Annotated in this window: 16 protein-coding genes and 1 pseudogene; 5 read left to right on the forward strand and 12 right to left on the reverse strand. The window is 71.0% G+C overall.

From position 1 onward, the window contains the following. Positions 1-50 precede the first annotated feature (50 nt). From ACFYOH_RS12575 to ACFYOH_RS12625, 11 genes are all read right to left on the reverse strand, one after another. Entirely contained in the window at positions 51-1,247 is a 1,197-nt protein-coding gene (locus tag ACFYOH_RS12575; protein WP_388624458.1) for a cytochrome P450, read from the reverse strand. Beyond that, positions 1,244-7,387 (reverse strand): amino acid adenylation domain-containing protein, encoded by a 6,144-nt coding sequence (locus ACFYOH_RS12580; RefSeq protein ID WP_388624461.1) that lies wholly within the window; start codon positions 7,385-7,387, stop codon positions 1,244-1,246. Before ACFYOH_RS12580 ends, ACFYOH_RS12575 begins: the two co-directional genes overlap by 4 nt. A gap of 10 nt (positions 7,388-7,397) precedes the next feature. Next, on the reverse strand, positions 7,398-7,802 hold the full coding sequence (locus ACFYOH_RS12585; RefSeq protein ID WP_361781155.1) for a nuclear transport factor 2 family protein: 405 nt from the start codon (positions 7,800-7,802) through the stop codon (positions 7,398-7,400). Beyond that, entirely contained in the window at positions 7,799-9,982 is a 2,184-nt protein-coding gene (locus tag ACFYOH_RS12590) for an aminotransferase class III-fold pyridoxal phosphate-dependent enzyme (RefSeq protein ID WP_388624464.1), read from the reverse strand. Before ACFYOH_RS12590 ends, ACFYOH_RS12585 begins: the two co-directional genes overlap by 4 nt. Positions 9,983-10,081: 99 nt before the next feature. Further along, positions 10,082-11,965, reverse strand: coding sequence for a beta-galactosidase (locus ACFYOH_RS12595; protein ID WP_388624467.1), 1,884 nt, complete (start codon positions 11,963-11,965; stop codon positions 10,082-10,084). Continuing rightward, positions 11,962-12,999: a zinc-binding dehydrogenase gene (locus ACFYOH_RS12600; protein WP_388624470.1), complete on the reverse strand. Its 1,038-nt coding sequence runs from the start codon at positions 12,997-12,999 to the stop codon at positions 11,962-11,964. Before ACFYOH_RS12600 ends, ACFYOH_RS12595 begins: the two co-directional genes overlap by 4 nt. After that, positions 12,996-13,949: an inositol monophosphatase family protein gene (locus ACFYOH_RS12605; protein WP_388624473.1), complete on the reverse strand. Its 954-nt coding sequence runs from the start codon at positions 13,947-13,949 to the stop codon at positions 12,996-12,998. The genes ACFYOH_RS12600 and ACFYOH_RS12605 overlap by 4 nt, the downstream gene beginning before the upstream one ends. Further along, positions 13,946-15,301 carry an aspartate aminotransferase family protein gene (locus tag ACFYOH_RS12610; RefSeq protein ID WP_388624476.1) on the reverse strand — a complete coding sequence of 452 codons (1,356 nt, stop codon included), beginning with the start codon at positions 15,299-15,301 and terminating at the stop codon, positions 13,946-13,948. Before ACFYOH_RS12610 ends, ACFYOH_RS12605 begins: the two co-directional genes overlap by 4 nt. A 165-nt stretch (positions 15,302-15,466) precedes the next feature. Beyond that, positions 15,467-16,078, reverse strand: coding sequence for a GPP34 family phosphoprotein (locus ACFYOH_RS12615; protein ID WP_388624479.1), 612 nt, complete (start codon positions 16,076-16,078; stop codon positions 15,467-15,469). Beyond that, positions 16,075-16,680: an HAD family hydrolase gene (locus ACFYOH_RS12620; RefSeq protein ID WP_388624481.1), complete on the reverse strand. Its 606-nt coding sequence runs from the start codon at positions 16,678-16,680 to the stop codon at positions 16,075-16,077. Before ACFYOH_RS12620 ends, ACFYOH_RS12615 begins: the two co-directional genes overlap by 4 nt. After that, on the reverse strand, positions 16,677-17,822 hold the full coding sequence (locus tag ACFYOH_RS12625) for an MFS transporter (protein ID WP_388624484.1): 1,146 nt from the start codon (positions 17,820-17,822) through the stop codon (positions 16,677-16,679). Before ACFYOH_RS12625 ends, ACFYOH_RS12620 begins: the two co-directional genes overlap by 4 nt. 247 nt (positions 17,823-18,069) lie before the next feature. Between ACFYOH_RS12625 and ACFYOH_RS12630 the strand changes: the two genes are divergently transcribed. Further along, positions 18,070-18,834: a DeoR/GlpR family DNA-binding transcription regulator gene (locus ACFYOH_RS12630; protein WP_388624486.1), complete on the forward strand. Its 765-nt coding sequence runs from the start codon at positions 18,070-18,072 to the stop codon at positions 18,832-18,834. Between the two features lie 239 nt (positions 18,835-19,073). Then, a pseudogene (locus tag ACFYOH_RS12635) lies at positions 19,074-19,242 on the forward strand (IS5/IS1182 family transposase); the annotation flags it as partial. A gap of 321 nt (positions 19,243-19,563) precedes the next feature. Here ACFYOH_RS12635 and ACFYOH_RS12640 read toward each other — a convergent pair. Beyond that, positions 19,564-20,763 (reverse strand): GMC family oxidoreductase, encoded by a 1,200-nt coding sequence (locus tag ACFYOH_RS12640; protein WP_388624489.1) that lies wholly within the window; start codon positions 20,761-20,763, stop codon positions 19,564-19,566. Between the two features lie 746 nt (positions 20,764-21,509). On the opposite strand from ACFYOH_RS12640, the gene ACFYOH_RS12645 reads away from it, so the two are divergent. The 3 genes from ACFYOH_RS12645 (at position 21,510) to ACFYOH_RS12655 (ending at position 24,861) form a co-directional block, all read left to right on the forward strand. After that, a complete protein-coding gene (locus tag ACFYOH_RS12645; RefSeq protein WP_388624492.1) occupies positions 21,510-23,744 on the forward strand; it encodes a lantibiotic dehydratase in 2,235 nt (744 codons plus the stop codon). Between the two features lie 104 nt (positions 23,745-23,848). Further along, positions 23,849-24,595, forward strand: coding sequence for a thioesterase II family protein (locus tag ACFYOH_RS12650; protein WP_388624495.1), 747 nt, complete (start codon positions 23,849-23,851; stop codon positions 24,593-24,595). Continuing rightward, complete coding sequence (locus ACFYOH_RS12655) at positions 24,574-24,861, forward strand: acyl carrier protein (protein ID WP_388624498.1); 288 nt, start codon at positions 24,574-24,576, stop codon at positions 24,859-24,861. Before ACFYOH_RS12650 ends, ACFYOH_RS12655 begins: the two co-directional genes overlap by 22 nt. Position 24,862 lies beyond the last annotated feature (1 nt).

The raw sequence follows: 24,862 nt of genomic DNA on the forward strand, positions 1-24,862 counted from the left end.
TTGGCTCCTTGGCGGTCAAGAGGGCGGACGGGTGCTCCGGGAGCGGCGATTCACCAGGTCACGGGCAGTTCATGGACGCCGTAGACGGCCATGTCCGACTTGAAGCGGATCTCCTCGACGGGCACGGCGACCCGCAGCTCCGGCAGGCGGTGGGCGACGGCGTGGTAGGTCTCCTGGAGTTCGACCTTCGCCAGGGACTGGCCCAGGCACTGGTGGGGGCCGTAACCGAAGGCGAGGTGGCCGTGGGCGCGTACGCCGGGGTCGAAGTCCTCGCCGGAGGGGAAGCGCGAGGGATCGCGGTTCGCCACGTTGATTGCCGCGATCACCCCGTCTCCCGCCTTCACCAAGCGGCCGTTGACGTCGACGTCCTCGGTGGCGATCCGGCGAATGCCACGCTGGACGATGGTGAGGTGACGCAGCAGCTCCTCCACCGTGCCCGCGAGCTGCCGGGGGTCCTCGTGACTGCGCAGGGCGGCGAAGCGGCCGGGGTGCCGCAGCAGGGTGAGGATGCCGAGAGAGATCATGTTGGCCGTGGTGTCGTGCCCCGCCGTGAGCAGCAGCAGGGCCATCGCGCTCAGTGTGCGGCGGTTCATCGCCCCGGTGCGCACATGCCGGACCACCATGCGCCCGATGAAGTCGTCTCCCGGGTCCTTCTCCCGTACGGCCACGAGGGATTCGAGGTAGTCCTGGAGTTCCTGACGGGCTGCGGCGGCGGTCTCGGTCGTGCCCGAGACGGCGTTCATGGTGTGGGTGAGGGAGCGGAACAGCTCCCGGTCCTCCAGGGGCACGCCGAGGAACTCGCAGATCACCGAGAGCGCGACGGGCAGCGCGAGACCGGCCACGAGGTCGGCGCGACGCGGTCCGTCCAGCATCCGGTCGAGGCAGCCCGCGACGACGGCGCGCACGGCCGGGCGCCAGGACTCGGCACGCCGCACGGTGAACTCGCCGAGCACCAGACGGCGCAGCGCGTCGTGATCGGGGTTGTCCATGATGAGCAGCGTCGGTTCGACGGCCGTCTCGGCGGCCGCGACGGCGCTGGAGAGCGGATAGCCGGGACGGCGCTTGTCGGCGCTGAACCGGGGGTCGCTCAGCACCACCCGCGCGTCCTCGTAGCGAGTGAACAGCCAGGGACGCACCCCGTTCCAGATCGGGACGCGGGGCACCTCCGGCTCGTCGCGCAGCCGGGTGACCTCCTCGGGCGGGGCGAACGGGCACTGGCGGGCCATGGGATACAGCACTTCCGTCATTCGCTGGTCTCTCCGGTCGGTGCGAGGCACTGCCACCAGCGGTCGATCACGGCGTCGTCCCAGTCGGGCGGGGTGATGCCGTGGGCGTGCAGGGCGGCGAGAGTGGCTTGGTTGCGGTAGCGGGCCGGTCGCGCCGGGCCGGGTGTGTCGCACAGCTCGCGCAGGTGCTCCCGGTAGGCCAGGGCGGGCAGTTCGGTGCCCCGGGCCACCGCGTCGTCCAGCCGCTCGAGCCAGGTGCGCAGGCCGACCGGGCGGGTGCGGGAGCCGGTGCGCCGGTCGTGGCCGGCGAGGAAGACACCGAGCCCCGTAGGGCGGGGGTGGTGCAGGTGGTGGACGGTGCCCGGCGGGGCGTCGGCGAAGGCCAGCGCCACCAGAGCACGGGCCATGACGTCGACGGGCAGGGCGTCGGAGGCCAGGCCCGGGTGGTCGGGGTAGCACCCGAGGGCGGCGGAACTCACCATCAGCCGGGTCAGCATGTCGTCGCGGCTGACCGCGCCGGTCGTCGCGCTGCCTGCGGCCCGGCCCAGCCGGTACGTCCGGGCGTCGGCCCCGCGCGCGACGGCCTGGCGGACGAGGTGTTCGGCCGCCCACTTCGCCGCGGCGTAGCCGCGTCCGCGCGGATGGCGTTCCTGCTCGGCCGGTGTGGACTCGCTGAGGGTGCGTCGGCGGCCGTCCGGGGCGTGCTCGCGCAGCACCGCGAGGGTGGAGATGTGGTGGAAGCGGGCGGCCGGGCCCTCGGCGGCGATCCTCAGCAGCTCCTGCGTGCCGCCGACGTTGGCCGCGGCCAGGTGCTGGTAGCCGGACAGGTGGTGGACCTCCGCGCCCAGGTGCAGGACGGTGGCCGCCGAACGGGCCGCGTCGTGCGCGGGAGTTCCGGTCAGTCCGAGGCCGGGCAGGGTGAGGTCGCCGGGCAGCGGCACGATCCGGGGATCGGCGGCGTCCAGGGCGAGTGCGTTGCGGCGGGCCGCCTGCGCCAGCCGGGCGCGGGCCGCTTCGGGCGTCGCGGCGCGTACGACGCACAGCACCGGTCCCTCGGTACGGTCCAGCAGCTCGCTCAGGACGTGGATGCCGACGAACCCTGTGGCACCGGTGAGCAGGACGGAGTCCGCGCGGCGCGGGGCGGCGACGGGGCCGGCGAAGGTGATGCCGGGGTCGAGCACGACGTCCTCGGGGAGCACCGTCGCCGTCTCGGTGCCGACGTCGGGGCGGGCGAGTGCGCGCGCGGTGGCCCTGACCGTCGGCTCGGCGAGGAAGTCCCGGACGGGTATCCGCACTCCGTACTGTCTTTCGATCTCGCCGAGCAGTCGGATGACGCGCAGCGAGTGCCCACCGAGCGCGAAGAAGTCGTCCGACAGCCCGATGGACGGGCCCGTGCCGAGGACCTGACGCCACAGGGCCGACAGCCCCCGCTCCAGGGGGCTCGCGGCGGAGCCGCTCTCCTCGACGGGGCCGTGGTCCCGCGCGTGGGCCGCGAGGCGGTCGGCGAGCGCCGTGCGGTCGGCCTTGCCGTGGCTGCTGGTGGGGATGAGCGTGACCGGCACGATGAGCCGGGGCACCATGTGGCCGGGCAGGTGGCGGACGAGATGGGCGCGCGCCTCCTGCTCGTCGGCGGTGCCCACGTAGGCGACTCCGAGATCGGCGTCGGGTCCCTCGCCGACCAGCACGGCGACGGCCTCACCGATCCGCTCATGGCGGGTCAGTGTCGCCTCGATCTCGCCGAGTTCGATGCGGAAGCCGCGCAGCTTGATCTGCCCGTCGAGCCGGCCCAGGTAGTCCAGGGTGCCGTCGGGCAGCCGGCGTGCCCGGTCCCCGGTGCGGTACAGGCGCCGGTCGCCGAGGACGGGCACCGTGGTGAACGAATCGCGGGTACGTTCGGGGTTGTTCCAGTAGCCGAGGGCGACCCCCGCGCCGCCGAGCCAGAGTTCCCCTGGGACTCCGGTGGCGGCGAGCCGGCCGTGGCGGTCGATCACATGCGCGGTGGTTCCCGGCAGCGCCCGCCCGATCGGGATCCTGCCGCGGTCCTCGTCGGGACCGGCCTCGTGGGTCGTGGCGAGGATCGCCGCCTCGGTGGGGCCGTAGCCGTTGATGACGACGCGACCTTGGGCGTAGTGGCGGGTGTCGTGCGGGTCGGCGGGTTCCCCGGCCACGACCAGTACCCGTACCGACGCCAGGTCCGGGCGACCCAGCGCACGCAGCAGCGAGGGAACGATGACCATCACGGTCACACCGTTGTCGCGCAGCGCTCGGCCGAGTGCGGCGGCGTCACCGCGGGTGGCGTCACCGCAGTACACCAGGGTGCCGCCGGAGACGAGCGGCATGAACTGCTCGTAGGCCGCCACGTCGAAGCCGGGCGAGGTGAGCTGCAGCCAGACGTCGTCCGACGTGAAGGGGTGGCGGGCCAGACTGGCGTGCAGGGTGTTGACGACCGAGCGATGAGAGACCACGACGCCGCGCGGCCGCCCGCTGCTGCCGGACGTGTAGATGATGTAGGCGGAGTCGGTGGCGCGGGCCGCCTGCCGCGCGGGCGGGGTCTCGGCCGAGGGGCGCACGAGCCGGTCGATGTCCAGGACGGGTGGCAGGCCGTCGGCGTCCGGACCGGGGCGGAACAGCCGGTCGGAGATGTCCTTCGCGGTCACGAGGATCCGGGCCCCGGCGTCCGTGAGAACGTACCGCAGCCGCTCGGCCGGGTACGCCGGATCGAGCGGGACATAGGCCGCCCCGGTCTTGAGCACGCCGAGAACGGCGACGATCAGCAGGGGCGTGCGCTCCAGGCAGAGGGCGACGCGCTCACCGGGTCGTGCCCCCTCCGCGAGGAGCCGGGTGGCGACGTCGTCGGAGAGCCGGTCGAGTTCGCGGTAGGTGAGGGAGGTGTCGTCCCCCACCACGGCGGTCCTGCCGGGGTGGGCGGCCACCGTGCGGGCGAACAGCGAGGTCAGCGTGGCGTCCGGACGGGCCGGCGGCCCCTCGGTGACCGGTGTCGCCAGGAGCCGTCCCTGCTCGCCGGGTTCGAGCAGCTCGATGTCGCGCACAACGGTGTCCCGCTCGGCGTCGGCGAGCCGGCCCAGCACGGCGACGAGCTGGCCCGCAAGTCGCTCGACGGTGTCCCGGCGGTAGAGGTCGGTACTGAACTCCACCTCCAGGTCGAGCCCCCGCGGCGACTCCTGGAAGGTGAAGGTCAGCTCGAACTTGGCGGTGTCGTCGTCGGCGGGCGGCCAGGGCTCGGCCGGGGCGGTGCCCAGGCGGAGCGGGCGGGGCGGGCGCTGCTGGTGGTTGACGACCACGCGGAAGGGGCTGGACCCGCGGGAGACACCCGCGGCGCCCAGTTCCCGGCACACCGTCTGGAACGGCACGTCGTGGTGGGCGTGTGCGGCGGCGCAGGCCTCCCTGACCCGCCGGAACAGGGTGGCGACCGGTGTGTCCGCGGTGGCCTCGACCCGGATCGGCAGCAGGTTGACGAAGTAGCCGACGAGGTCCTCGGTGCCGGCCCGCCCGCGGCCCGTCGCCAGGCTGCCGAGGCACAGGGAGTCGCGTTCGGCGTGCGCCGCCAGGACGGTGTACACACCGGCCAGGCAGAACATGAAGCGGCTGATGCCATGACGGCGTGCGGCCTCGCCGTACCGGGTGGCCTCGGCGGCCTCGATCCGCAGCCGGACCCGGTCACCGGCCCCGCTGAGTACGGCCGGCCGCGGATGATCGGTGACGAGGTCGGGGGCGGCCGCGCCGCCCTCCAGGGCGCCCCGCCAGAACTCCAGCGCGGCGTACTCGCGTTCCGGCAGCCGGGCCAGGGTCTCGCGCACATGGTCGGCGAACGTCAGCCGCAGCGGTGGAAGGGGTGCTGCCGGATCGTCGTAGAGAGCCGACAGCTCGGTGAAGAAGAGGTCGAGGGACCAGTCGTCGGCGATGACGTGGTGGATGTCGAAGTGCACGACGGTGGCGGACCCGTCGAGGGTGACCACCAGGGTGCGGACGAGCGGGGAGGCGTCGTCGGCCGCTGCCGAGGCGGCGACGAGCGCGCGAATCCGGTGCTGCTGCTCCGCCGGCGGCATCCGGGTCATGTCGTGGTGGTCCACGGCGGCACCGGGATCCGCGTCCGGCGTCTGCCACCAGCCGTCGGCGTCCTGTCGGACGACGGTGCGCAGAACCGTCTGGCGCTGCCCGAGCAGGGTGAGCGCGCGACGCAGCCGGGGTACGTCGACCTGCCCCTGCACCAGAAAGGTGCGGGAGATGACGTACCGCTTGCCGGGCGTGGCCTGGTGCTCGAACCAGATGCCCTCCTGCCCCGGCAGCAGCGGAACCCGGGCGGGCGTGCCCGACCGCGGCTCGGCGGTCGGTGCCGTTGCGTTGCCGTCGGGTTGCCGCTCCACGGCGGGTGACGCGCCGGCCCCGGCCGGAACGGCGGCATCGAGGAGTGCGGCGAGCCCGCGCACCGTGGCCGCCCGGAACAGGTCCCCGACCGACAGGGCCACGCCGGTGGCGCTCTCCAGGCGAGCCAGTACGACCATGGCGGTGAGCGAGTCGCCACCCGCGGCGAGGAAGTCGGTGTCGGTGCCGACCGGGGCGCCGAGCGCGTCCTGCCACAGGTCCGCTACGAGGTGCTCGACGGGCGTGTCCGGGAGGTCGCGCCCGGCCGTGCCGTCCGTCCGCCCGGCCAGTCGAGCGAGGGCGGGGCGGTCGGTCTTGCCGTTCGGGGTGACCGGCAGCTGTGCGAGCAGCGTCACGGTGGCCGGGACCTGCGGCGACGGCAGGAGTGACGCCACGTGGGCGACGAGGTCCGCCTCGGTGGCGGGTTCCCGCAGGACGACGAACGCCGCGAGCCTGCGCCGTTCGCTGGTGCCGTGGGCCACCACGGCGGCCTCGCGGACCGCGGGAAGGCCGAGCAGGGCCCGTTCCGTCTCGGCTGGTTCCACCCGGTGGCCCCGGATCTTCACCTGGTCGTCGGTGCGGCCGAGGAAGGCGAGGTTGCCGTCCGGCAGCAGGCGGACCCGGTCGCCGGTGAGGTAGGCGGTGCGGCCGGGAGTGCCGGGCTCGGGGATGAAGCGGTCGGCGGTGAGGTCGGGCCGGCCGAGGTAGCCGCGGGCCACGCCCGGCCCGCCGACGCAGAGTTCGCCCTCCTCACCGGGGGCGACGGGGTGCCGGTCGCGGTCGACCACGTGGACGGTGGCGCCGGCGAAGGGACGGCCGATCGGCACGTCCGGCCAGTCGTCGGCGTAGGGGTTTTCCGCGTCGAGCACCAGCCAGCAGGCGTAGACGGTGGTCTCCGTGGGCCCGTAGCCGTTGACGACCCGGCAGCCGGGGAGCTCGCGCAGTGCCGTGCGCACGGCGTCGGCCGAGGCGCGGTCACCACCCGATATGCACAGCCGCAGTCCGCGCAGTGCGTCGGTGATGTACTCCATGGCGAGTCCGAACATCGGTGCGGCGAGCCTCAGCACGGTCACCCCGTGCCGCCGTACCTCCCGACCGATCTCGTGGACGCCGGGCCGGGCGGCTTCGGGCAGGACGAGTGTGGCCCCGTTCAGCAGGGCGCCCCAGATCTCGAAGACGGACGGGTCCACATGGAGGGGGGCGAGCTGGAGCACCGTGTCGTCGGGCCGGAACCCCGCCTCCGGGGCCCGGGCGAGCGACAGGACGCTGCGGTGTTCCACCTGCACGCCCTTGGGCCGCCCCGTGGTGCCCGAGGTGGCGATGACATAGGCGAGCGTGTCCGGGCGGCCCGGCGCGACGGCGAGCGGTTCCGGTGCGGGCAGCTCCTCGTCGACGGTCAGGATCCGCACCCCCGGCAGCAGCGTGCGCAGCCGGTCGGCCTCGGTGTGCGCCACCCACAGGGTGCGCAGCCCGAAGTCCTCCACCAGGCCGCACAGCCGAGCATCGGGCGCGTCCGGGTCCAGAGGCACGTAGGCGCATCCGGCGAGGACCGCGCCGAGGACCGTGGCGACAGTCCCCGCGGACCGCGGAGTGCGGATGCCGACCGGTTCGCCGGCCGCTCCGGCACGCCCGAGCCGGGCTGCGACGGACGCGGCCCAGCCGGCCAGGTGGCGGTACGTCAGGCGCAGGTCACCGTGGACGAGCGCGGTGTGCTCGGGGCGAGTGCGTACGACGTCGGCGAAGGCGTCGCCGAGGGTGTGGGCCATGGCTGCGTTCATGTGCTCTGCCTCAGTGCTCCCGGCCGAGGGCCTCGACCACGCTGGCGGTGTCGTAGAGGTCCAGGTAGCGGGAGATCAGACCGTCGCGCACGGTGAAGACGTTCATCCACTGGGCTTCGTAGCGTCGGTCGTTGGCCAGCACCCGGGTGCGGCTGACGCCCAGGACGACGACCCGGTCACCCGCGTCCAGGTAGTCGTACGGCACGCACTCCTGCACCTGGATCAGGTCACGGACGATGACGAAGAACTGCCGGAATCCCTCGACGCCCCGGTAGGTGCCCGCCCAGGGCAGGGACTTGGGGCCGTGGTAGACCCACTCGAAGTCGTCGGTGAGGAGGGCCTCGATGTCCGCCAGCCGTCCCTCGTCGAAGAGCTGGAAGAAACGGCGGACGACGTCGACGTTCTGCTGGCTCATGCGGCGCTCCTTGCGGTGGTCGGGGTGCGCACGAAGGCGCGTGCCCACTCTCCGAGGTGGAAGAGGCCCACCTGGGCGAGGAGGCGGTACGGGGAGGTGCGCGAGAGTTCCCGGGCCGCGCGCATCACCCGGCGGATCTCGTCCTCGGTGGCGACGAGCGGCAGCAGGAAGACGTCGTAGACGACGAAGGCCCTGGCCCGGGTGATCCACCAGATCATCAGGGCGAAGGTCATCCACTCGCCCTCGGGCTCGATGATGCGGCGCAGCGGTCCGGGCACGCGGGGCTCGAAGCGGCCCAGCAGGCCCTCGGCGAAGCGGCGCCCGACGACGCCGGCGGGGCCGGTGTCCATGGCGGCGATCCCCTCGTCCACCAGGGCGGACAGGGCCGCCACCCGTCGGTCCAGGTGCAGCGCGTCGACCTGGGCGACGGCCTGCAGCGAGAAGTGGGCGCCGAGCTGGTGGGCGTGCTTGGTGCGCAGCTCCTCGACGAGCTGCGGGTTGGCGCGGCGGGCGGCCTCGTGGACGGCGTCGGACACCAGGGCGGCCCCGGTGGGAAAGCAGCCGTAGCTGAGCGCCTTCGACAGGCTCATCAGGTCGACCTCAGGCAGCCTGCCCTGGTGCGCGAATCGGGTGCCGCAGCGGTAGTACGAGGTGAGGACCTCGTCGACGCCGACCAGGTACCCATGCCGCTCGCGGCCCTCGGAGACGGCCTCGAGCAGCGGGGAGGGGATGGGCGCGTAGGAATCGGAGCTGCCGTGGACCAGTTCGATCCAGACCAGGCCGACCTCTCCGGTCGCGGCCTCCTTGCGGAACTCCTCGGCGGCGTGCGGCGTGTACGGGTCGATGTAGCGGATGTCCTCGTACAGCGGCCCGAACGGGGCCCGGGTCCGCTCGGCCGCGGTGGCCAGCAGGGACACCAGGGTCTTGCCGCCGTAGTTGTGCTTGAAGACCACGATCCGGCGCCGGTCGGGGCGGGCCAGCCGGGCCAGGATGAGCGCGCTCTCCACCGCGGAGGCGCCACTGACGGCGGGAAAGGTATGGGGCAGCCCGGTGTCCCGGGCCAGGACGCGCTGGAGTTCGGCGACGTAGTCGCGCTCCGTGTCGTGTCTGCGGACGACGTCGGTGAGCGCGTCGACGGGATTGTGGCCGCCCACTCCGAGACCCGCCCCGCACAGCCCGTCGACGAGATCCAGGCGGCGGCCCGAGTCCAGCTGAACGGTGAGCCGCGAACCCTTGGCGCGTACGACGTGGAGGGCGCCGCGCAGCTTCCGGTGCATCCGGACGGTCATCGGGTTGACGTGCCGGGCGTACAGATCGAGGGTGCGCTGCCAGTCGCGGGCGGTGGCCGCCAGGACGCGGTGCACGGGGTGCCCTTCGTGCCAGCGGCCCAGCAACCGGGCCTTGACCGCGCGCATGGCGACGGTGTTGCCCCCGTAGGTGTTGGAGTGCAGGAATCCGGTCGAGGGGGTTGACCAGGGCGCGAACAGGTCGGGGCTGCCCGCGAAGGCGCCGAAGGGGACCTCGTAGCCGGTAAGCGACTCGCCGAGGACGAAGAGGTCGGGCCGCAGGGCGCGAACGGTGTCGGACGGCGAGGCCAGCGGGTCGACGTCCGACAGGTCCAGGGCGATGCGTGTGCCGCGGCCCCGGAGGTCGCGGACGAGCGCGGCCAGATCGGCCAGGTCGTCCGCGCCGAGTCGCTCCGTGCCGCGCAGCACCAGGGCGCAGTGGTCGGCACCGGCGGACGCCGTGCGCAGGGCGGCGACGGTGGGGTGGCTGTGGAGCCCGGGGGCGAGCGCTCGTTCGGGACCATCGCCGAGCGGGTCGGCGCGGCGGGTGAGGGTGCCGTCGGGGTCGAGCACTAGTACGCGCCCGCGGTGCCGGGCCGCGGAACCGGCCGCGCGGTGGCGCAGCAGTTTGACCGCTCCGTGGAGGGCCTCGTACCGCGAGTTGGCGAAGAAGCAGCGGTAGGCGGCGGGCTTCTCGGGCTCACCGAGTTCGCGCAGGAACTCGCTGACGAGGTGGCCCACGTGGGCGGAGTCGACGGTCACGAACCAGGAGGGCATCGCGAAGATCGGATGCTCCTGTTCGATGAGGTCGGAGAGGGTGGCGAGGGTGTCGCGGCCCGCTGGGCGGAACAGGGTGGTGGCCGTGGCGGATGCGACGTCGTGGTTCTGGGACAAGGCGACACCTGGGCTCGAAGCGGGTTCGGGCGTGTTCGTTGATCCACGGGCGGGCGGCGGGAGAGCGAGGTCAGGTGCGCTCCCCCGCCGCCCGCGTTCTCAGGAGACCGTCACGCGCAGCGCGTCGGCCTGCTCGCCGCCCCAGCTCAGGGTGACGGCGGCGGTGGCGGGTGCCGTGGGCGTCGCCAGCCAGCCCAGGAGTGTGTCGCCCTGGGAGACGGCCAGCGCCGCGGTCCCCGCGGGCAGCTCGACGGCCCAGTCGCCGTCGGCGCCGGTGACCCGGTCGTCCGCGCCGGTGGGATTGAAGACGCCGGTGAAGCGCGTGCCGTCGGGGGCCGTCCGGGTGATGGCAACGGCCCGCCGGTGGGCGGACGTCCAGCGGGGGGCGTCCGTGACCAGCCCGGCGACGAAGCCGGCGACGGCGCCGTGGGCGGCGACGCCCGCGGCGACCGTGAGTTCGCCGGGTGCGGTGCTCGCGCCGGGGTGGCCCGCGCGGAGCACACCGAGAGTTTCGGCGGCGTCCTGGGCGGTCCGCTGCGGGACCTCGTCGAGCCACCGCAGGCCGACCAGACGGTGGGTGTCGCGTAGCTGTTCGTGGACGGCCTCGGTGAGTTCCCGAAGGACGGTCCTGCCCTCCCGCTGCCACGCGCCCGCCTCCGCCAGGGCGCGGTCGACGAGCAGGTCCGCGTCGCGGTCGAGCCGGCTGCCGGCCAGGGCGGCGCCATGGCGTTCCAGGAACCGGGCGAGCAGACGCAAGCTCTCGCTGGTCGGGTTGTGGTCGCCGGCCTCCGTGAGGGGCGCTCCGGGGCAGTACGGCGGGGCGTGCAGGGCGGGGTCGACGCCTTCGGCGCGCAGCCCGTCCGGGTCCATGTCGATCAGCTCGCCCCAGGTGCCCGCCGCGCAGGCGGTGTAGACGCTGACGGTGGTGGATCCGAGCGTCAGGGCCAGCAGGGCGTTGAACAGAGGCGTGCGCGGACCGGCGAAGGTGTCGTCGTCCCAGGTGAAGCCCCAGTTGGCCTCGAGCACATCGGTGTCGCCGAGCAGGATCTCGCCGAGGTGCGTGGCGAAGGCCTCCGGGCTCTGCGCCGGGTTGCCCACCCACTCGGTGTGGCCGATCAGGTGCCGGGAGCCCTTGAGGGCGCGGTGGCGGGCGGCCCAGGCGTCGATGGTGGCGTCCGGTCCCGTGGCGCGGGCCAGGGGTACGTTGGCCACACGCGCGGGGCCCGCGGGGAACAGGTCGGAGATCCAGTCCCACAGGCCGGCGATGGCCTCGCCGGACCAGCGCGCCCACAACAGCCGCAGTCCACTGGGCCAGTCGGCGAGGTCGTCGCCGGTGCGCGCGGCCTCGTCGGCCAGTCCGCGGGCGGACAGCCAGCGGGCGAACTCCTCGCGGGCCGCCGGGGAGGCGTCCTGGGCGTCGATGGCGATGTGCACGTCGCCGGACATGCCCTCGTTGCCGAGCTGGAGCGCGACGACGGGACCCCGGGGGGCGGCCGTGGGGGACACGACCTCGTCGGCCACCGCCCGCAGCCAGGTGGCGACCTCCTCCTTGACGGCCGGGTCGTGGAGGCTGGGCAACGGCTTGGCCTGGGAGGTGAGCAGGTCGCCGTTCAGCCCCCGGTAGGGCGTGTGGCCCGGGCCGCACAACCGGTCGGGGAGCCCGCCGAGCTGTACTTCCGCGTGGATGAAGGGGCCGGGCTTGACCAGGACGGCCAGGCCGGCCTCGGCGGCGAGGCCGATCAGCCCGACGACGTCGCGCTGGGGGTCGGTCTTGCCGTGGAAGTCGAACGCGCGCTGTTCGCCGTCACCCGTCTCGTGGAACCGCCAGGGCAGGTAGAACGAGACGACGTCGACGCCAAGGGACCGCAACTCCCTCAGGTTGCCGGCCCAGTTGCCCGGCTCGGCCCGGTAGTAGGGGTACTCGCCGATGACGACGGGGCGGTCCGTGCCGGGTATCAGGGCCGTGTTCAACCGGGTGTTCACGAGGTGCTCCCGTCGTGGTCCGGGACGAGGACGACCTTGAGGGCGGCGTAGTCGGCGCCAGGTACGGCGGCGAGGGCCTTGAAGGCCTCGGCGTGATCTTCCAGCGGGAAGCGGTGGGTGATCAACCGTTCCAGCGGAATTGAGCGGGCCAGCTCCACTGCCTTGGGGAAGATCATGCTGTTGTAGTCGCCGGCACCGATGATCTGCAGTCCGCGCTGGAGGATCTCCAGCGGGCGCACGGTCGCGGTGGCATTGCTGTTGAAGCCCATGACGACGACCCGGCCGCGCTGGGTGGCGTAAGCGAGGCTCTGCTCGAGGAGGTTGCCCACGGAGTCGACGACCAGGTGCGCGCGATGGGTGAGCTCCACGTCGTCGGGGGCGTGGACACTGATCCGGGCCTCGAACTCGGGGGCGGCGAAGATCTCCCGGTCGAGTGACTGGCGGACCGGGTCGGGCTCGACGACCAGGACCCGGGCGCCGTAGCGGGCGGCGGCCATGGCGGTGACGGCGCCCATCGGCCCGCCACCGACGATCACCGCGGTCTCGCCGGGCTGCAGCCGGCCGGCCTCGATGTTGTTGAGGGCGCAGGCGAGCGGTTCGACGACGACCGCCCGGTCGAAGCTCATCCCGTCGGGTATCGCGTGGCAGAACAGCTCGGGCAGGCGCATGAACTCGGCGAAGGAGCCGTCGTAGTCGAGCCCGACCTCGGTTCCGGCCTTGTTGCTGCAGAAGTTCCAGTGCCCTTCGAGGCAGGTGGCGCAGCTACCGCAGTACAGGGTGGGGTTGACGATGATCCGGTCACCGGGTGCGAAGCGGGTCACGCCGGGGCCGGTGGTCTCGACGACGCCGACGGCCTCGTGTCCCATCACGACCCCCGGCTCGGCGGGGAACTTGCCGACGAGCACGCTGCGGTCGGTGCCGCAGATACCGCTCTGGACGATGCGGATGACGACATCGGTCGCCTCGCGCGGTTCCGGCCTGGGCCGGTCGACCAGTTCCAGAGAGCGGTCCCCGGTCAGCGTCAGCGCCTTCATGCGTCCCCCTTGGCGGCCGGGGCGGCGCCGCGGCCCAGTTCCCAGCGGATGGAGTCGAGCAGTTGCTTGTGCAGTTCGGGCGTCGCGGCGGCGATGCACGACTTCTGGTTCAGCGGCCCGAGGTCGACCAGCGAGGTCGGACCAAGGTCGTCGCCGTACGCGTCCGTGATCACGACACCAGCCAGCCGGGCCAGGTAGACCGCCGCGGCGATGTCGTACGGGAACAGGTGCAGGATCGAGCCGCGTCCGACGCGCAGGAACTCGGCCTCGGTGTCGGGGTGGTCGCGCAGGATCCGGTTGCCGATGTCGACGTAGGCGTCGAGCTGGCCCGTGATGATGCGGGAGATGGAGAAGCTGGCGCTGTTGAAGACGAACACGCCGCCGGTGTTGGCCGACTGGTCCACGAGGTGGGAGTAGGCCGCTTCCATCAGGTGCATGGGGTGGCCGTTGAACTCGATGGACCAGAACATCTTCGCGAGGTCGGTGGTCCGGCTCAGCCGCGGTACGGCGGTGGGGTGGCCGCCGCTGGAGAGACCCTCCGTGTCGTCACCGTAGATCCAGGCGCCGCTCTTGATCTCCAGCAGGCAGGCGGCCGTGACGTCGGCGAGGGTCGGCTTGCCGTCGCCGTAGGGGGCGGCCGCGATGGAGACAATGCCCATCTCCAGGCCGGCCGAGGTGGGGCGGGTGCCGTCGATGGGGTCGACGACCAGCAGGTACTGCGGGTCGGGGGCGAGTTCGACGAAGGCGCCGTCCTCGGTATAGACGGCGACGGGCACCTCGGCGTGTTCGCGCAGGTAGTCCAGTACGGCCTTCTCGGCCACCTCGTCGACGTCGAACTGGGCGTCGCCGCCCGGGGAGTCGCCGTGCACCTGGCGGGCCAGGCCCCGCTGGCCGTAGGCCAGCAGCTCGGTGCGGACGTGTTCACCGAGACCCTTGAGCAGCTTCTTCACTGGGCCAGCTCCGCCATGAACAGATTCTCCAGCTTGTCGCATATCTCCTCGGCCTGATCCATGGTCAGGATCAGCGGAGGACGGATCTTCAGAACGTTTCCGTAGCCGTAGCGCGAGGTGCGCAGGATCAGGCCGTGGTCCATGGCCGCGCTCGCCAGGTGGTTGGTGAGCTTGACGGCCGGCTTGCCGTCGGGCTCGCACATCTCGAAGCCGATCATCAGACCGACACCGCGGACATCGCCGATGGCCGGATAGCGCAGCTGCATGTCGCGCAACCGCTCGAGAATGTAGTCACCGGTATTCCTTACATTCGCGAGGAATTCCGGCTGCCGGACGATGTCGAGGGTGACGTTCGCGGCCGCGGCGGCCAGGAGATTCGAGCCGTAGGTGAACGAGTGGTGATGCGCGGGAAGCCCGGAGAGGCGCTCGTTGGTGAGAATGGCGGCGACCTGCGCGCCGGAACCACCGAGGCCCTTGGCCGTGGTGATCGCGTCCGGCTCGACATCGAAATGCTGGGCCGCGAACATGTGGCCGGTACGGCCGATTCCCGTCTGGATCTCGTCGAAGATGAGGGCGATGTCCTGCTCGTCACAGAAAGCCCGCAGTTTCTGCATGTAGCCGTCCGGCGGCACGATGTTTCCACCGTTTCCGGAAATCGGCTCGATCAGTACGGCCGCGACCCGGCCGCTGCTCGCGTACTCGATGAAGTCGTCGATGCGGTCGACGCACATCAGGCCGCACGTTTCCTTGTTCTGCCCGTAGAAGCAGCGGAAGCAGTACGGGTCGGGAACCTGCATGCTGCCCGGGTAGAGAAGCGGGAAGGGCTCGCGCCGGAAGGCGTTTCCTGACATCGATGCCATCATCATCGTCTGTCCCACGTGGCTGCGGAACAGCGTGATGACCTCGGTCTTCCCGGTGGCGTGCTGCGCCATCTTGATGGCGCCCTCGTTGGCGGACGACCCACCGGAGACCTTGGGGTGGACCCGGGTCAGATTGGCCGGCGAGGTCTCCACGAGGCGCTGTACGAGCCCGTTGATCGGATCACTCTGGTACGAGGACGTGAGATGGACCACCTTGTCGAGCTGGTCCTTCATCGCCGCGATCACGGCCGGGTGGGAGTAGCCCAGGCTGAGGTTGAACGTCGCCGAGGCGCAGTCGAGGTAGCGCTTTCCGTCGGAGTCGTACAGATAGACGCCTTCACCCCGCTCCATCTTGAGTGCACTGACGGGGTAATAGAGGTGATCGGTCACAGTTTTGGTATCCATCGTTTCCCTTCCGGGCAGACACAAATCACATGTCTGTTCATTCGCGCGGCCGAGGAATTGTGCCGGTGAAATCCGACTACTGAACACAGCCGCACCACACGGAATGCGGCGAAGATTAGGTGGGACGGAGGGGAATCCGAGTCGCTCGGGATTCGCTCAACGTGCCCACAACAAGAAGATCATATCGAGTCCCTCACTGGCAAGGAGGGGCGGAAATCGGCCACGCGATCTCTCACCATGGGGAAGCGATTTCTAACCCGGAAAAGCCAGAGCGGCGGCGGATGCGGCGATCGAGCAGCGCACCGCGGCCGAGGCGCAGCGCAGCGCGTGGCCGGAATGCGGCGTACGGCGTTCCAGCAGGGCCACCGCGTCCGCCGCCTGACGGACCATGACCTCGGGCGGGACCGTGGGCCGCACCAGGTGTCCGCGGCGGGCGGCGATCAGCAGCACCGCGACCGCCAGGGCCGGGGTGTCCGAGACGTCGGGCCGTTCGGCGGCGCGGCGCACCCGCGCCCTCGCCTCGCCGACCCACTCACCCAGCGCGCCGAGCGCGGCAGCGCCGGCGCACTCCCATTCGACATGCCGCAGCACGTCGGGGCCGAGCCGCTCCACCCACTCCCAGGGCGCCCGCGCTCGGGCGGACCCGCCGACACGGCGGAGCACCTGGGCCTGGACCACGTCATCCGTCGCGCCGCCGCCGCACGGCACCACACGGTCGTCGGACAGCTCCAACCGCCGTGTGAGCGCGAGTTCGAACAGCGCCGCTCCGACGACCGCACGTCCGGCTTCGCTCCGGGTCGCCCAGGGCCAGGATCCGCCTTCTCCCACACCGCACAGGGTCAGCAGGAGAGGCGTCGACGTCATCTGCCGTTCCCCTCCCCCAGCACCGCGGCCAGGGCGCCGACGCCCGTGAAGACATGGCCGCGCATGCCGACCTCACGGGCTGCGAGAACGTTGTCGGAGCGGTCGTCCACGAAGAGGATCTCCTCGGCGGGCAGCCCCAGTTCACGGCTGCACCACTCGTAGGCGGCCGGTTCCGGTTTGGCGCTGCCGATCCGGCAGGACAGTCCGACCACGCTGAAGTGCCCGAGCCACTCCTGGGTGGCTTCGTAGTGGACGGCGAGTTCCTCGGGGATGTTGGAAAGGAGTCCGAGCCGCAGCCCCCGGCCGGCCAGCTGGGCCAGGAAGTCCACGCTCTCCCGGTCGATCTCGCTCCAGCTGGCCAGGTCGGCGGCGATCAGGTCGTCGACCTGCCGGCCGGTGAACGGCGTGCCGAGCCGCTCACCCACGTCCTTCCAGTAGGCGGGGCCCATGACGTCGCCGCGGTCGTACGGCGGGCGCAGTGACCAATACGCGTCCCAGAACCGTTCTCCGCTCACTCCGGCTGTTCGTTCGATCACGGCCTGGGACTGCGGCGACTGTACACGTGCCAGGACTCCGAACATGTCGAAGAGGACGGCCTTCACGCCTGCACCTCCGAGGGGTTGGTGGCCCCGGCCGAGCCGCGGCTCGATGTGGGCAGTCCGTTCGGATCGGGGGCGTTCGTGCGCAGCCAGAAACTGAGCAGCAGGCAGACGCCGGCCAGAGCGAACAGGACTACCGGGAGCGCCTTGACGGCCAGGCTGTCGATGACCACGCCGAGCAGCGGCGGGAAGGCGACGCCGCCGATCATCGACGCGGCCATCACATAGGCGCCGGCCGCCGCGACGCTCGGCACCGCCCGGTTCAGCCAGGGCAGACAGGTGGGAAAGATCGGGGCGATGGCGAGGCCCACTCCGAAGTACGCGTAGGGCGCCGCCGAGGGAATGGTCGCGAGCAACAGGAATCCCGCCATGCCCGTGCAGCACACCGTGAGGATCGCGGGCGCCGAGAAGCGCAGGCAGAGCGGGACCACGACGAAGCGGCCGATGGTCATGGCCGCCCAGTACGCCGACGTGGCGGTGGCGGCGGTCGCGGCGGCATAGCCCACGGTCTCCAGATGGGTGGGCTCCCAGCCACCGACCCCGGTCTCGATCGCCACGTGGAGCACGTAGACGCCGATGAACGCGGCGATGATCGGCGCGACACGCGCACCCCCGGCGGACGCCGCCTCGGCGACGGGCTCGGGCTCCCGCGAGGCCACGCCACCGAGGGTGAACAGGATGAGCACGCAGACGGCGGCGACGCCGATGAAGATGGCCGGGTAGTGCTCGGCGCCGAGCCATCCCACCAGGGCGGGCCCCGCGATCGCGCCCACGCCGAAGTGGCCGTTGAGCAGGTTGAGCATCGCGGTGCTGCGGCGGCCGAAGGCGGCGGCGAACAGCTGGTTGAGGCCGTAGTCGACGCCGCCGAAGCCCAGGCCGATGACGAAGGTGCCGACGAGGGCCAGGGGCCAGTCGGGCGCGGTGGCGAAGACCACGGCTCCCAGCGCCATGAACAGGTAGGAGGCGCCGAGCAGGACCCGGTGGCCGAGTCGCGCACACAGCACGTGGTAGACGAGCACCCCAACCACCGCAGCGGCGAAGTGTGCACTCAGGCTGAGTCCGGCGACGGCGGGGCTGATGCCGTAGTCCTTGCGCAACGCGGGGATCGCCGGACCGTACAGCGCCTGGAGGGCTCCGATGACCACGAACGCCACGCAGGACGCGGCGATCGCCAAGGTCGTGAGCCGCGGTTGCGGCGCCCCGGACGGATCGGGTCTGCGGGCTGTGGGCATCTGATGCCTCCGGGATCGTGGTTGAACGGACATCTAACACACAAGAAGGCTCATGTCACATGAGCGATGCGGCCTCATACTCTCACAGTTCATGTCGTCTCGAACAGAGTATGTGTTCATAAATCAAGGGCCGGTCCGCTCAGCCGATATCCTCGCTGACATGCATGTGATGGAGAGACACAACTTCGTGATCGAGCTGCTCATGCGCGAGAACCGCGCGACCGTCGCAGACCTCGCCCGGGCGACGGGGGCCTCGGAGATGACAATCCGCCGGGACCTGGAGCTCCTGGAGTCGCGCGGCGCCCTGCGCAGGGTGCGCGGCGGCGCGGTGAGCAACCTGCCGGGCGGGGTGGAGCCGCCGTACGCGATCCGCGCCATGTCGGGCATGGAGACGAAGGAGCGACTCGCGCGCACGGTGCTGTCACTGCTGACGGACGGCGAGACGATCGCCCTGGACACCGGTACGACTCTGGTGGCCGTCGCGAAGGCCATGGAGAGCCGGCAGTTCACGGTCACCCCGCTGTCGCTGCACGCCGCCTTCGCCCTCTCCTCGCACCCCGGCATCCAACTGCTGCTGCCCGGTGGCCAGATCCGACCCGGAGAACTCTCCTTCTACGGCCACACGCCCGCCGAAACCTTCAAGGAACTGTGCTTCGACACCTTCGTGCTGGGCTGCTGCGGTGTGGACCCGGCCCGCGGAGCCACCGCGTACAACCTCGACGACGTCCGGGTGAAGCGGGCGGCTCTCGATTCGGCCCAGCGGGTGATTTTGGTGGCCACGGCCGAGAAGCTGGGCCGCACGGCACTCGGGCGCATCTGCTCACTGGAGGAGATCGCCCTGGTCGTCACGGACGCGGCACCGGACAACCCGGTCGTGGAGACGATGCGGGAGCGGGGCATTCAGGTGGTCCATCCGCAGCCCTGAGCTGCTTGAAGTGCGCGTGGCACGGCACATCCGGCGTAACGGAGTTCTGCCAGGCACTCGGCGCCGCAACCCGATGCCGGCCCTCCAACCCATCCAGCCTTTCCCAGGCAACCGCACACCGCGAGGATCGGTGCCGTTCCGCAGCAAGTGCCGGGCGGTGCCGTGCACTCGGACACGATGCGGCCAGGATCGAAAGGTCCGCCTGATCACCGACCGGAGCGGGCTGCCGCTGTCAATCGGGTTACGACTACGGCCACAAGGGCGTCGAGCCCCCACAACGCCCGGGACGACCGTCGGGTGGCCGAAAGGACCGTGTACTGTCCGGCCGGCTGCCGTCGGCTCCACCGCCGCCACGAGCGCAGACCCGAGCATTTCCCGGCCTCTGCAGGCACGGCCGCAGTCCTCATCGGCAAGCCGTCGCCCGCGGCCCTGCTCGCAGATGGCGCACCGGCGGGCTCGCGGGTACGTACTGGCACGATGTCTACAACCGTAACCCGCCTCCGACTCCACCACGCGCCGTACCCGAGGCCCCATCACCGGCACCGCCGCCTACGACGGCGATCCAGCGCGCGTCGCGGAAGCCCGCGCGGTCACACGCGCCTTCGTCAACGAGACACGTTCCGCCCTCGGACAGGCCGCGTCACCCGAGGCCCTGAAGACGGCTCAACTGGTCGTCAGCGAACTGATCACCAACGCCTGCCGCCACGCACCCGGCCCCTTCGTCAGCCTTCAACCCATCGTTGCAACGGTTGCGACCTGAACGGCGGCGCGCGCGCCAAGTGCGACGCTGGTCAGGGTCGGGTTGCAGGCGATCGGGGTGGGAATCACGCCGTTTCCGCCGACGAAAAGATTCTCAAACCCCCAGACTCGTGAGTAGCTGTCGCACACGGAGTCCCCGTCGTCATCCTCTCCCATGCGGATCGTGCCCATGTAATGCAGGGATCTGCCGTCTCGCTGCACCGACACGCTCGAGCCCGGGCTGCTGGCCCCCAGCGCCGCCGCCGCTCTTTCGATGAAGGCCTTGGCCCGATTGATGGTGAGCTCGTCCATCTGCGTCATGCTGTAGTCGATGGCAATCCCCGGCATGCCGTACACATCGCTTGCGTCGGCCAGGAACCGCACGCGGTCCTGGAACCGGATCTCCTTTGGAAGCAGATAGCTGAACGAGACCATTCCCACAGGACGACCACCCCCGTCGGGCCAAGGCTCCTCGAATTGGCCGAAGGTGGCATGAATCGGATGCACATCGTCCGCGTACGGCATCCAGCCGATACCGCCCGGGAAGCCTCGCCGGACGCGAGCGGAAATTCGTGAGAGGAATCCGCCAGGATCGTCGGGCTCCTCGAGATGATCCGGGACGAAACTGGCGCTCACCATGGCATGGTCGTTGAGATAGTGTCCCAGCGCGGGCGGTCGAATCTCCGACGCCCACAGCAACTGAGGAGTCCGCAACGAGTCTGCCGCGACAACAACGACTTTCGCGGAGACTCGTGTGGACCGGCCGGACGGCAGGTGCTCAAGTTCCGCACCACCAACCCGCCCGTTTTCCGTGAGGAGTCTTCGGCACAGCGTCTCCGCGGCAATGGCAAAGGTTGCCCGCGGTGACGTGGCCAGCTCGCCGAGGACGACGTCGCTTCCCGTCCAGTACGGAACGGGGTCGCCCGCCCTGCGGCGACAGGCGACGGGCATGTTGCGAACCGCACCGTCAGTCGGCAGCTCGGCGTCGAACTCCGCCGAGAGCGCACGCAGAGTGGTCCTCCAGGCAGCCGTGTTGACGAGGGGCTCGTCGGTGACGGACAGCAGCCGCCGTCCGGTTGCGAGGCAGTCCGCCCATTCCTCGGCGGGAATGAATGCGATCCGCTCGCGCCCTCGAGGGAACGGTGTGGCAGCCCCCCAGTGGCTGCCCATCCCGCCCACGTTGCTGGACATTGACGCCGCTGACAGAGTGCCCACCCACCCCTCCCGCACCGCCTCCGGGGCCGCGAAGAACGTTCCCCGTGCTGGAGCTGCACCCGGGGCGGGCACGGTTCGCGCTGCCGCCATTGACCCGCCCACCGCCGCAGGCCCCTGCGAACGGTACTGAGCTCGCTCGCGTTCGCGTTCCCCCTTGATGTTGCGGATGTGCATGCCGGGCCGTCTGCCGAGCCGCGGACCCACCTCCACCATTAGAACGCGTGTCCGCGGAACAAGATCCGCGATCAACCGTGCGTACGTCGACCCGACCAGGCCGCTCCCGACGATGAGAACATCCACGCTGCGTGGCAGGTCGTCCCCCGTGCAGCCGCCGACGAATCTCGGACCGGTCACGCTCAGCTCCCAATCAAAAACTCGACATGTGAGCGATGCTCAGCCGTCGCCTGGTCTTGGCGTGCTGTCTGATCAGCAGATTCCATGTTTCTGATCCCACACGCGGAGGTCCTGCTCAGCGCGTGACGGCCGAGCGTCCCGCGCCGGCACGGCGAGGGCTAAGTCCCGCTGTGGTCAGCTCCTGGTGCGGTCGGTCCAGCGGTCGTGTGACGCCCTCACACCTCTGCGATGTCAGCACCGTCGTAGTGTGGGTGCGAGCTCGCCCGGGTGTCGAGTCACCTCTTCATGTGTCGTGTTTGCGGGCGGCAGATCATCTAGTGTCGGTCGCCCTCGGAAGACTTGTATCAACCAGGTGAGAGCGGTTCGACATGAAGGCGCGTGAGCCCATCCGCAGGTTGCCGCTGGCCGGTGACTGGTCCATGTGGGACCTCTCCGGTCTGCGCAGCGCCGGTACCCCGGCCGACCGCGTCCTTGTGGGGCCGGGCCGTGACGGCGAGGAGCTCCTGCACCAGGCGATCAGCGATCCGTGGTTCGTCGCGGCGGTCGCCTGGCAGCACCCCGACCTGGTCCGGGACTGGCTCGGCGCACGGCATCAGGCGGCACTGCGCGGTGAACCCCGTCGACCGTTGAAGCCGTCGCATCAGCGGATCATCGGCTCCTACCTCCAGCGATACGCATCGAAGAACGACGTCATCGGCTTTTCCGGGCCCACAGGTTCGGCGCAATGGGACGACCAAGCCGACCGTGACCTCACCGTCGAGCCAGGCGCCTCGGTCACCGGAGAGCCTCGGGTGTGCTTCGAGCCTTGGGCGTTGGAAAAGCTGGTCGAACACTGGGCGGCCGACGAACGCCTGCGCTGGCACATGCCCGTCGAACGGGATCCGAGTTCCGTGCTCCGCGGCACACGGCTGTTCCGCAGTAACTACCCCGTGGAACTGGACCGCATGGAAATCGCGATCCACCAGAGCGCCGACGGGGTGAAGACCGCCGGCGAACTGTTCGAGGAAACCGTCACATCCGGGCTGGCCCCGCGGACCGCCTCGGCCCGCGCCGGGTTCGTCAAGTCGCTGTCCGACCTGGCGAGCCGCAAGATCGTCGACTGGCGTTTCACGGTTCCGCTCCACAACCAGCCGGAGGTGTCACTGCGCGAGCAGGTGGCACGGATCGCGGACCCGGCGGTCCGCGCGGAACTCCTCGCTCCGCTCGACGCCCTGGAATCGGCGCGTGCGGAGGTGGCGGCCGTGGCGAAGGAGCCTCTGCCGCTGCTCGACGCCCTCTCTCACATGGATGCCGTCTTCACCGCTCACACCGGCGCCCCACCGCTGCGTCGCGCGACCGGCCGTCGGACCGGGCACGGCCGGAGGGTGCTGTACATGGACTCGACACGAGACGTCCGCGTCGTCATCGGTCCGCGACTGCGTGAGGCGCTGGCTGAGCCGCTCGGCCTCGTCCTCGACAGTGCGCGCTGGCTGACCGCCGAGGTCGCGGAACTCGTCAGATCGGCGCTCCACGGCCACCTCGACCGCGCCGACTCGGACAGGAGTCCCCTCTTCGCGGCGTATCCGGACATCGTAGCGGTCCTGAGCCCGGAGACCGGGGGGCCGTTGGACCAACTCGTCGGCCGGCTGCGTACCACGTGGGCCGAACTCCTTGGAGCCAGTCCGGAGCTTCGCAGTGTCCGCCCCGACCTCGGGCTGCTGACCGAACGCGTGCGGGCGGCGTTCGCGGCGGACGGCTACGGCTGGGCCGCCGCCCGTCAGCACACTCCCGACGTCATGCTCGCCGTGGACCGATGGCAGGACGGTCAGCCTGTCGACTTCCACTGGGTGCTCGGCGAGTTGCACACCGCCATCAGCACGCTGGAGAACCGTGTCTTCACCACGGGCTATTCCGATCCGGACCGGCTTGCCGCCGCGGTCGCCGAGGACTTCGCCGGCGGCCGCGTCCTCGCGGCCTTCCCCCGCCGTTCGCCCCTGATGAACCAGCGGGTGTACCCACCGCTGAGCTGGGACGTGCCCGGCCGGTACCGCTACTGGAGCTGGAGCGACAAGGACACGCTCGCCCCGGAACAGCCCCGGACGCCGGGTGCGGACCTCTGGCTGCTCCGGGACGGCACCGGCGCTCTGCGAGCCGTCTCGTCGGACGGGGCCTTCGACGCCGACGCCGTAGAGGTCCTCGGCGAGTTCCTCTCCGAGGCCGTGGCGGAGCGTTTCGGGATGCTGCCCACGGAGTGGGCCCACCTGCCCCGGGTGACTCTCGGCCGTCTCGTCGTCCAGCGCGAGACATGGCGGATCCGCGCCCGGGAGCTCGACGGGACGTCGGCCCCTCTCGCGGAGCTCGGTGTCCCACGGCACAGCTTCGTCCTCGTGCCCGGGGAAGCGAAGCCGTTCCTGTGCGACCAGGCGAATCCGGTACTGCAGCGGCAGCTGACCCGATCGGTCGGCCGGGCCCTCGCTCAGGACGAGGACGCGGTGGTCACCGTCTCGGAGATGCTTCCCGGATTCGACCAGCTGTGGCTCAGCGACCGGCAGGGCCGCCGGTACACGTCCGAGCTGCGCGTCCTGGCCGTGGACACCATGCCGCACCGGGTCGTGGTGGAGTGAGGCCGTCCGCCACTCGTCGCGGTTTTCTGGGACGTGTGGCGTCCGGTGGCGAGCGATCATGATGGCCCTGGATGTATCACCGAGCGAGAACGGGTGTCAGGGCGATGCTCCAGCCGTGGTTCGTGCCCCTCGTCGATGATCCGGATCGTCCGGTCCGGGTCTTCGCTTTTCCCCAGGCCGGCGGCGGCTGCGCCACCTTCGGCGACTGCGCGTCGCGGCTGAACGACCGGATCGCGGTCTACGGACTCAATCTGCCGGGTCGTCAGGCGAGGTTCGGCGAGCCGCCGAGGACGGATCTGGACTCCCTCGTCGACGATCTCGTCGTCGGCCTGGGCCCGCTCCTGGACCGGCCCTACGTGCTCCTCGGCTACTGCTCCGGCGCGGCGTTGGCCTTCCGGACCGCTCTCGCACTGCGTGCCGCCGGACAGCCAACGCCACTGGGCCTGCTCGCGCTGTCCTTCTCGGCTCCGCAGCACACCGAGCCCGACACCGACCTGCACACTCTGCCGTCGGAGCTGTTCTGGTCGCACATCGTCGCTTCCGGCGGCTTCTCCGAGCAGCTCTCGGCGCAGCCGGAGTTCCGGGAGATCTTCGAACCAGCCCTGCGTGCGGACTATGAGCTGCTCGCCGGCTACCGGTACACACCCGAGCCACCGCTCGACACTCCCATCACCGTCATGGTGGGAAAACAGGACCACGGCCTGCATCCGGCGGCCGTACTCGGCTGGGGAGCCCAGACCACCGCGACCTGCACGGTGCACATGGTCGACGGCGACCACTGGCTGCTGGATTCCGCCCCCGACGACATCGCGCGCGCAGTGGAGGACACATGCCGGACCAGTTGGAGCTGAGCGAGCTGCTGAGGCGTTCTTTCCGGGCACACCGACCGCAGGGACGCTCGGAGCTGGGCGACGACACCAACTTCTTCGAAGCCGGATACACGTCGGTCCTGCTGACGGCCGTACTCGCCGACCTGGTCACCAAGGGCGTGGAACTCACGCTGGTCGACATGTTCCGTCATCCCACGATGCGGCTGCTTCAGGCCGAAGCCGCACGCCGCCACGGCGTCCCGGACCCGTCTCCCACGGCAGACGCGTTGCCGTGGGAGCAGCCGTGAC

It is taken from the genome of Streptomyces sp. NPDC007856 (assembly GCF_042868225.1).
In the GTDB taxonomy this organism is placed as follows: Bacteria; Actinomycetota; Actinomycetes; order Streptomycetales; family Streptomycetaceae; genus Streptomyces.

Bases quoted from the DNA above. Each gene is read 5' to 3' on its own strand.
- ACFYOH_RS12575 (WP_388624458.1), bottom strand. From the start codon at position 1,247: ATGACGGAAGTGCTGTATCCCATGGCCCGCCAGTGCCCGTTCGCCCCG.
- ACFYOH_RS12580 (WP_388624461.1), bottom strand. From the start codon at position 7,387: ATGAACGCAGCCATGGCCCACACCCTCGGCGACGCCTTCGCCGACGTC.
- ACFYOH_RS12585 (WP_361781155.1), bottom strand. From the start codon at position 7,802: ATGAGCCAGCAGAACGTCGACGTCGTCCGCCGTTTCTTCCAGCTCTTC.
- ACFYOH_RS12600 (WP_388624470.1), bottom strand. From the start codon at position 12,999: ATGAAGGCGCTGACGCTGACCGGGGACCGCTCTCTGGAACTGGTCGAC.
- ACFYOH_RS12615 (WP_388624479.1), bottom strand. From the start codon at position 16,078: ATGACGTCGACGCCTCTCCTGCTGACCCTGTGCGGTGTGGGAGAAGGC.
- ACFYOH_RS12630 (WP_388624486.1), top strand. From the start codon at position 18,070: ATGCATGTGATGGAGAGACACAACTTCGTGATCGAGCTGCTCATGCGC.
- ACFYOH_RS12640 (WP_388624489.1), bottom strand. From the start codon at position 20,763: ATGTCCAGCAACGTGGGCGGGATGGGCAGCCACTGGGGGGCTGCCACA.
- ACFYOH_RS12645 (WP_388624492.1), top strand. From the start codon at position 21,510: ATGAAGGCGCGTGAGCCCATCCGCAGGTTGCCGCTGGCCGGTGACTGG.
- ACFYOH_RS12650 (WP_388624495.1), top strand. From the start codon at position 23,849: ATGCTCCAGCCGTGGTTCGTGCCCCTCGTCGATGATCCGGATCGTCCG.
- ACFYOH_RS12655 (WP_388624498.1), top strand. From the start codon at position 24,574: ATGCCGGACCAGTTGGAGCTGAGCGAGCTGCTGAGGCGTTCTTTCCGG.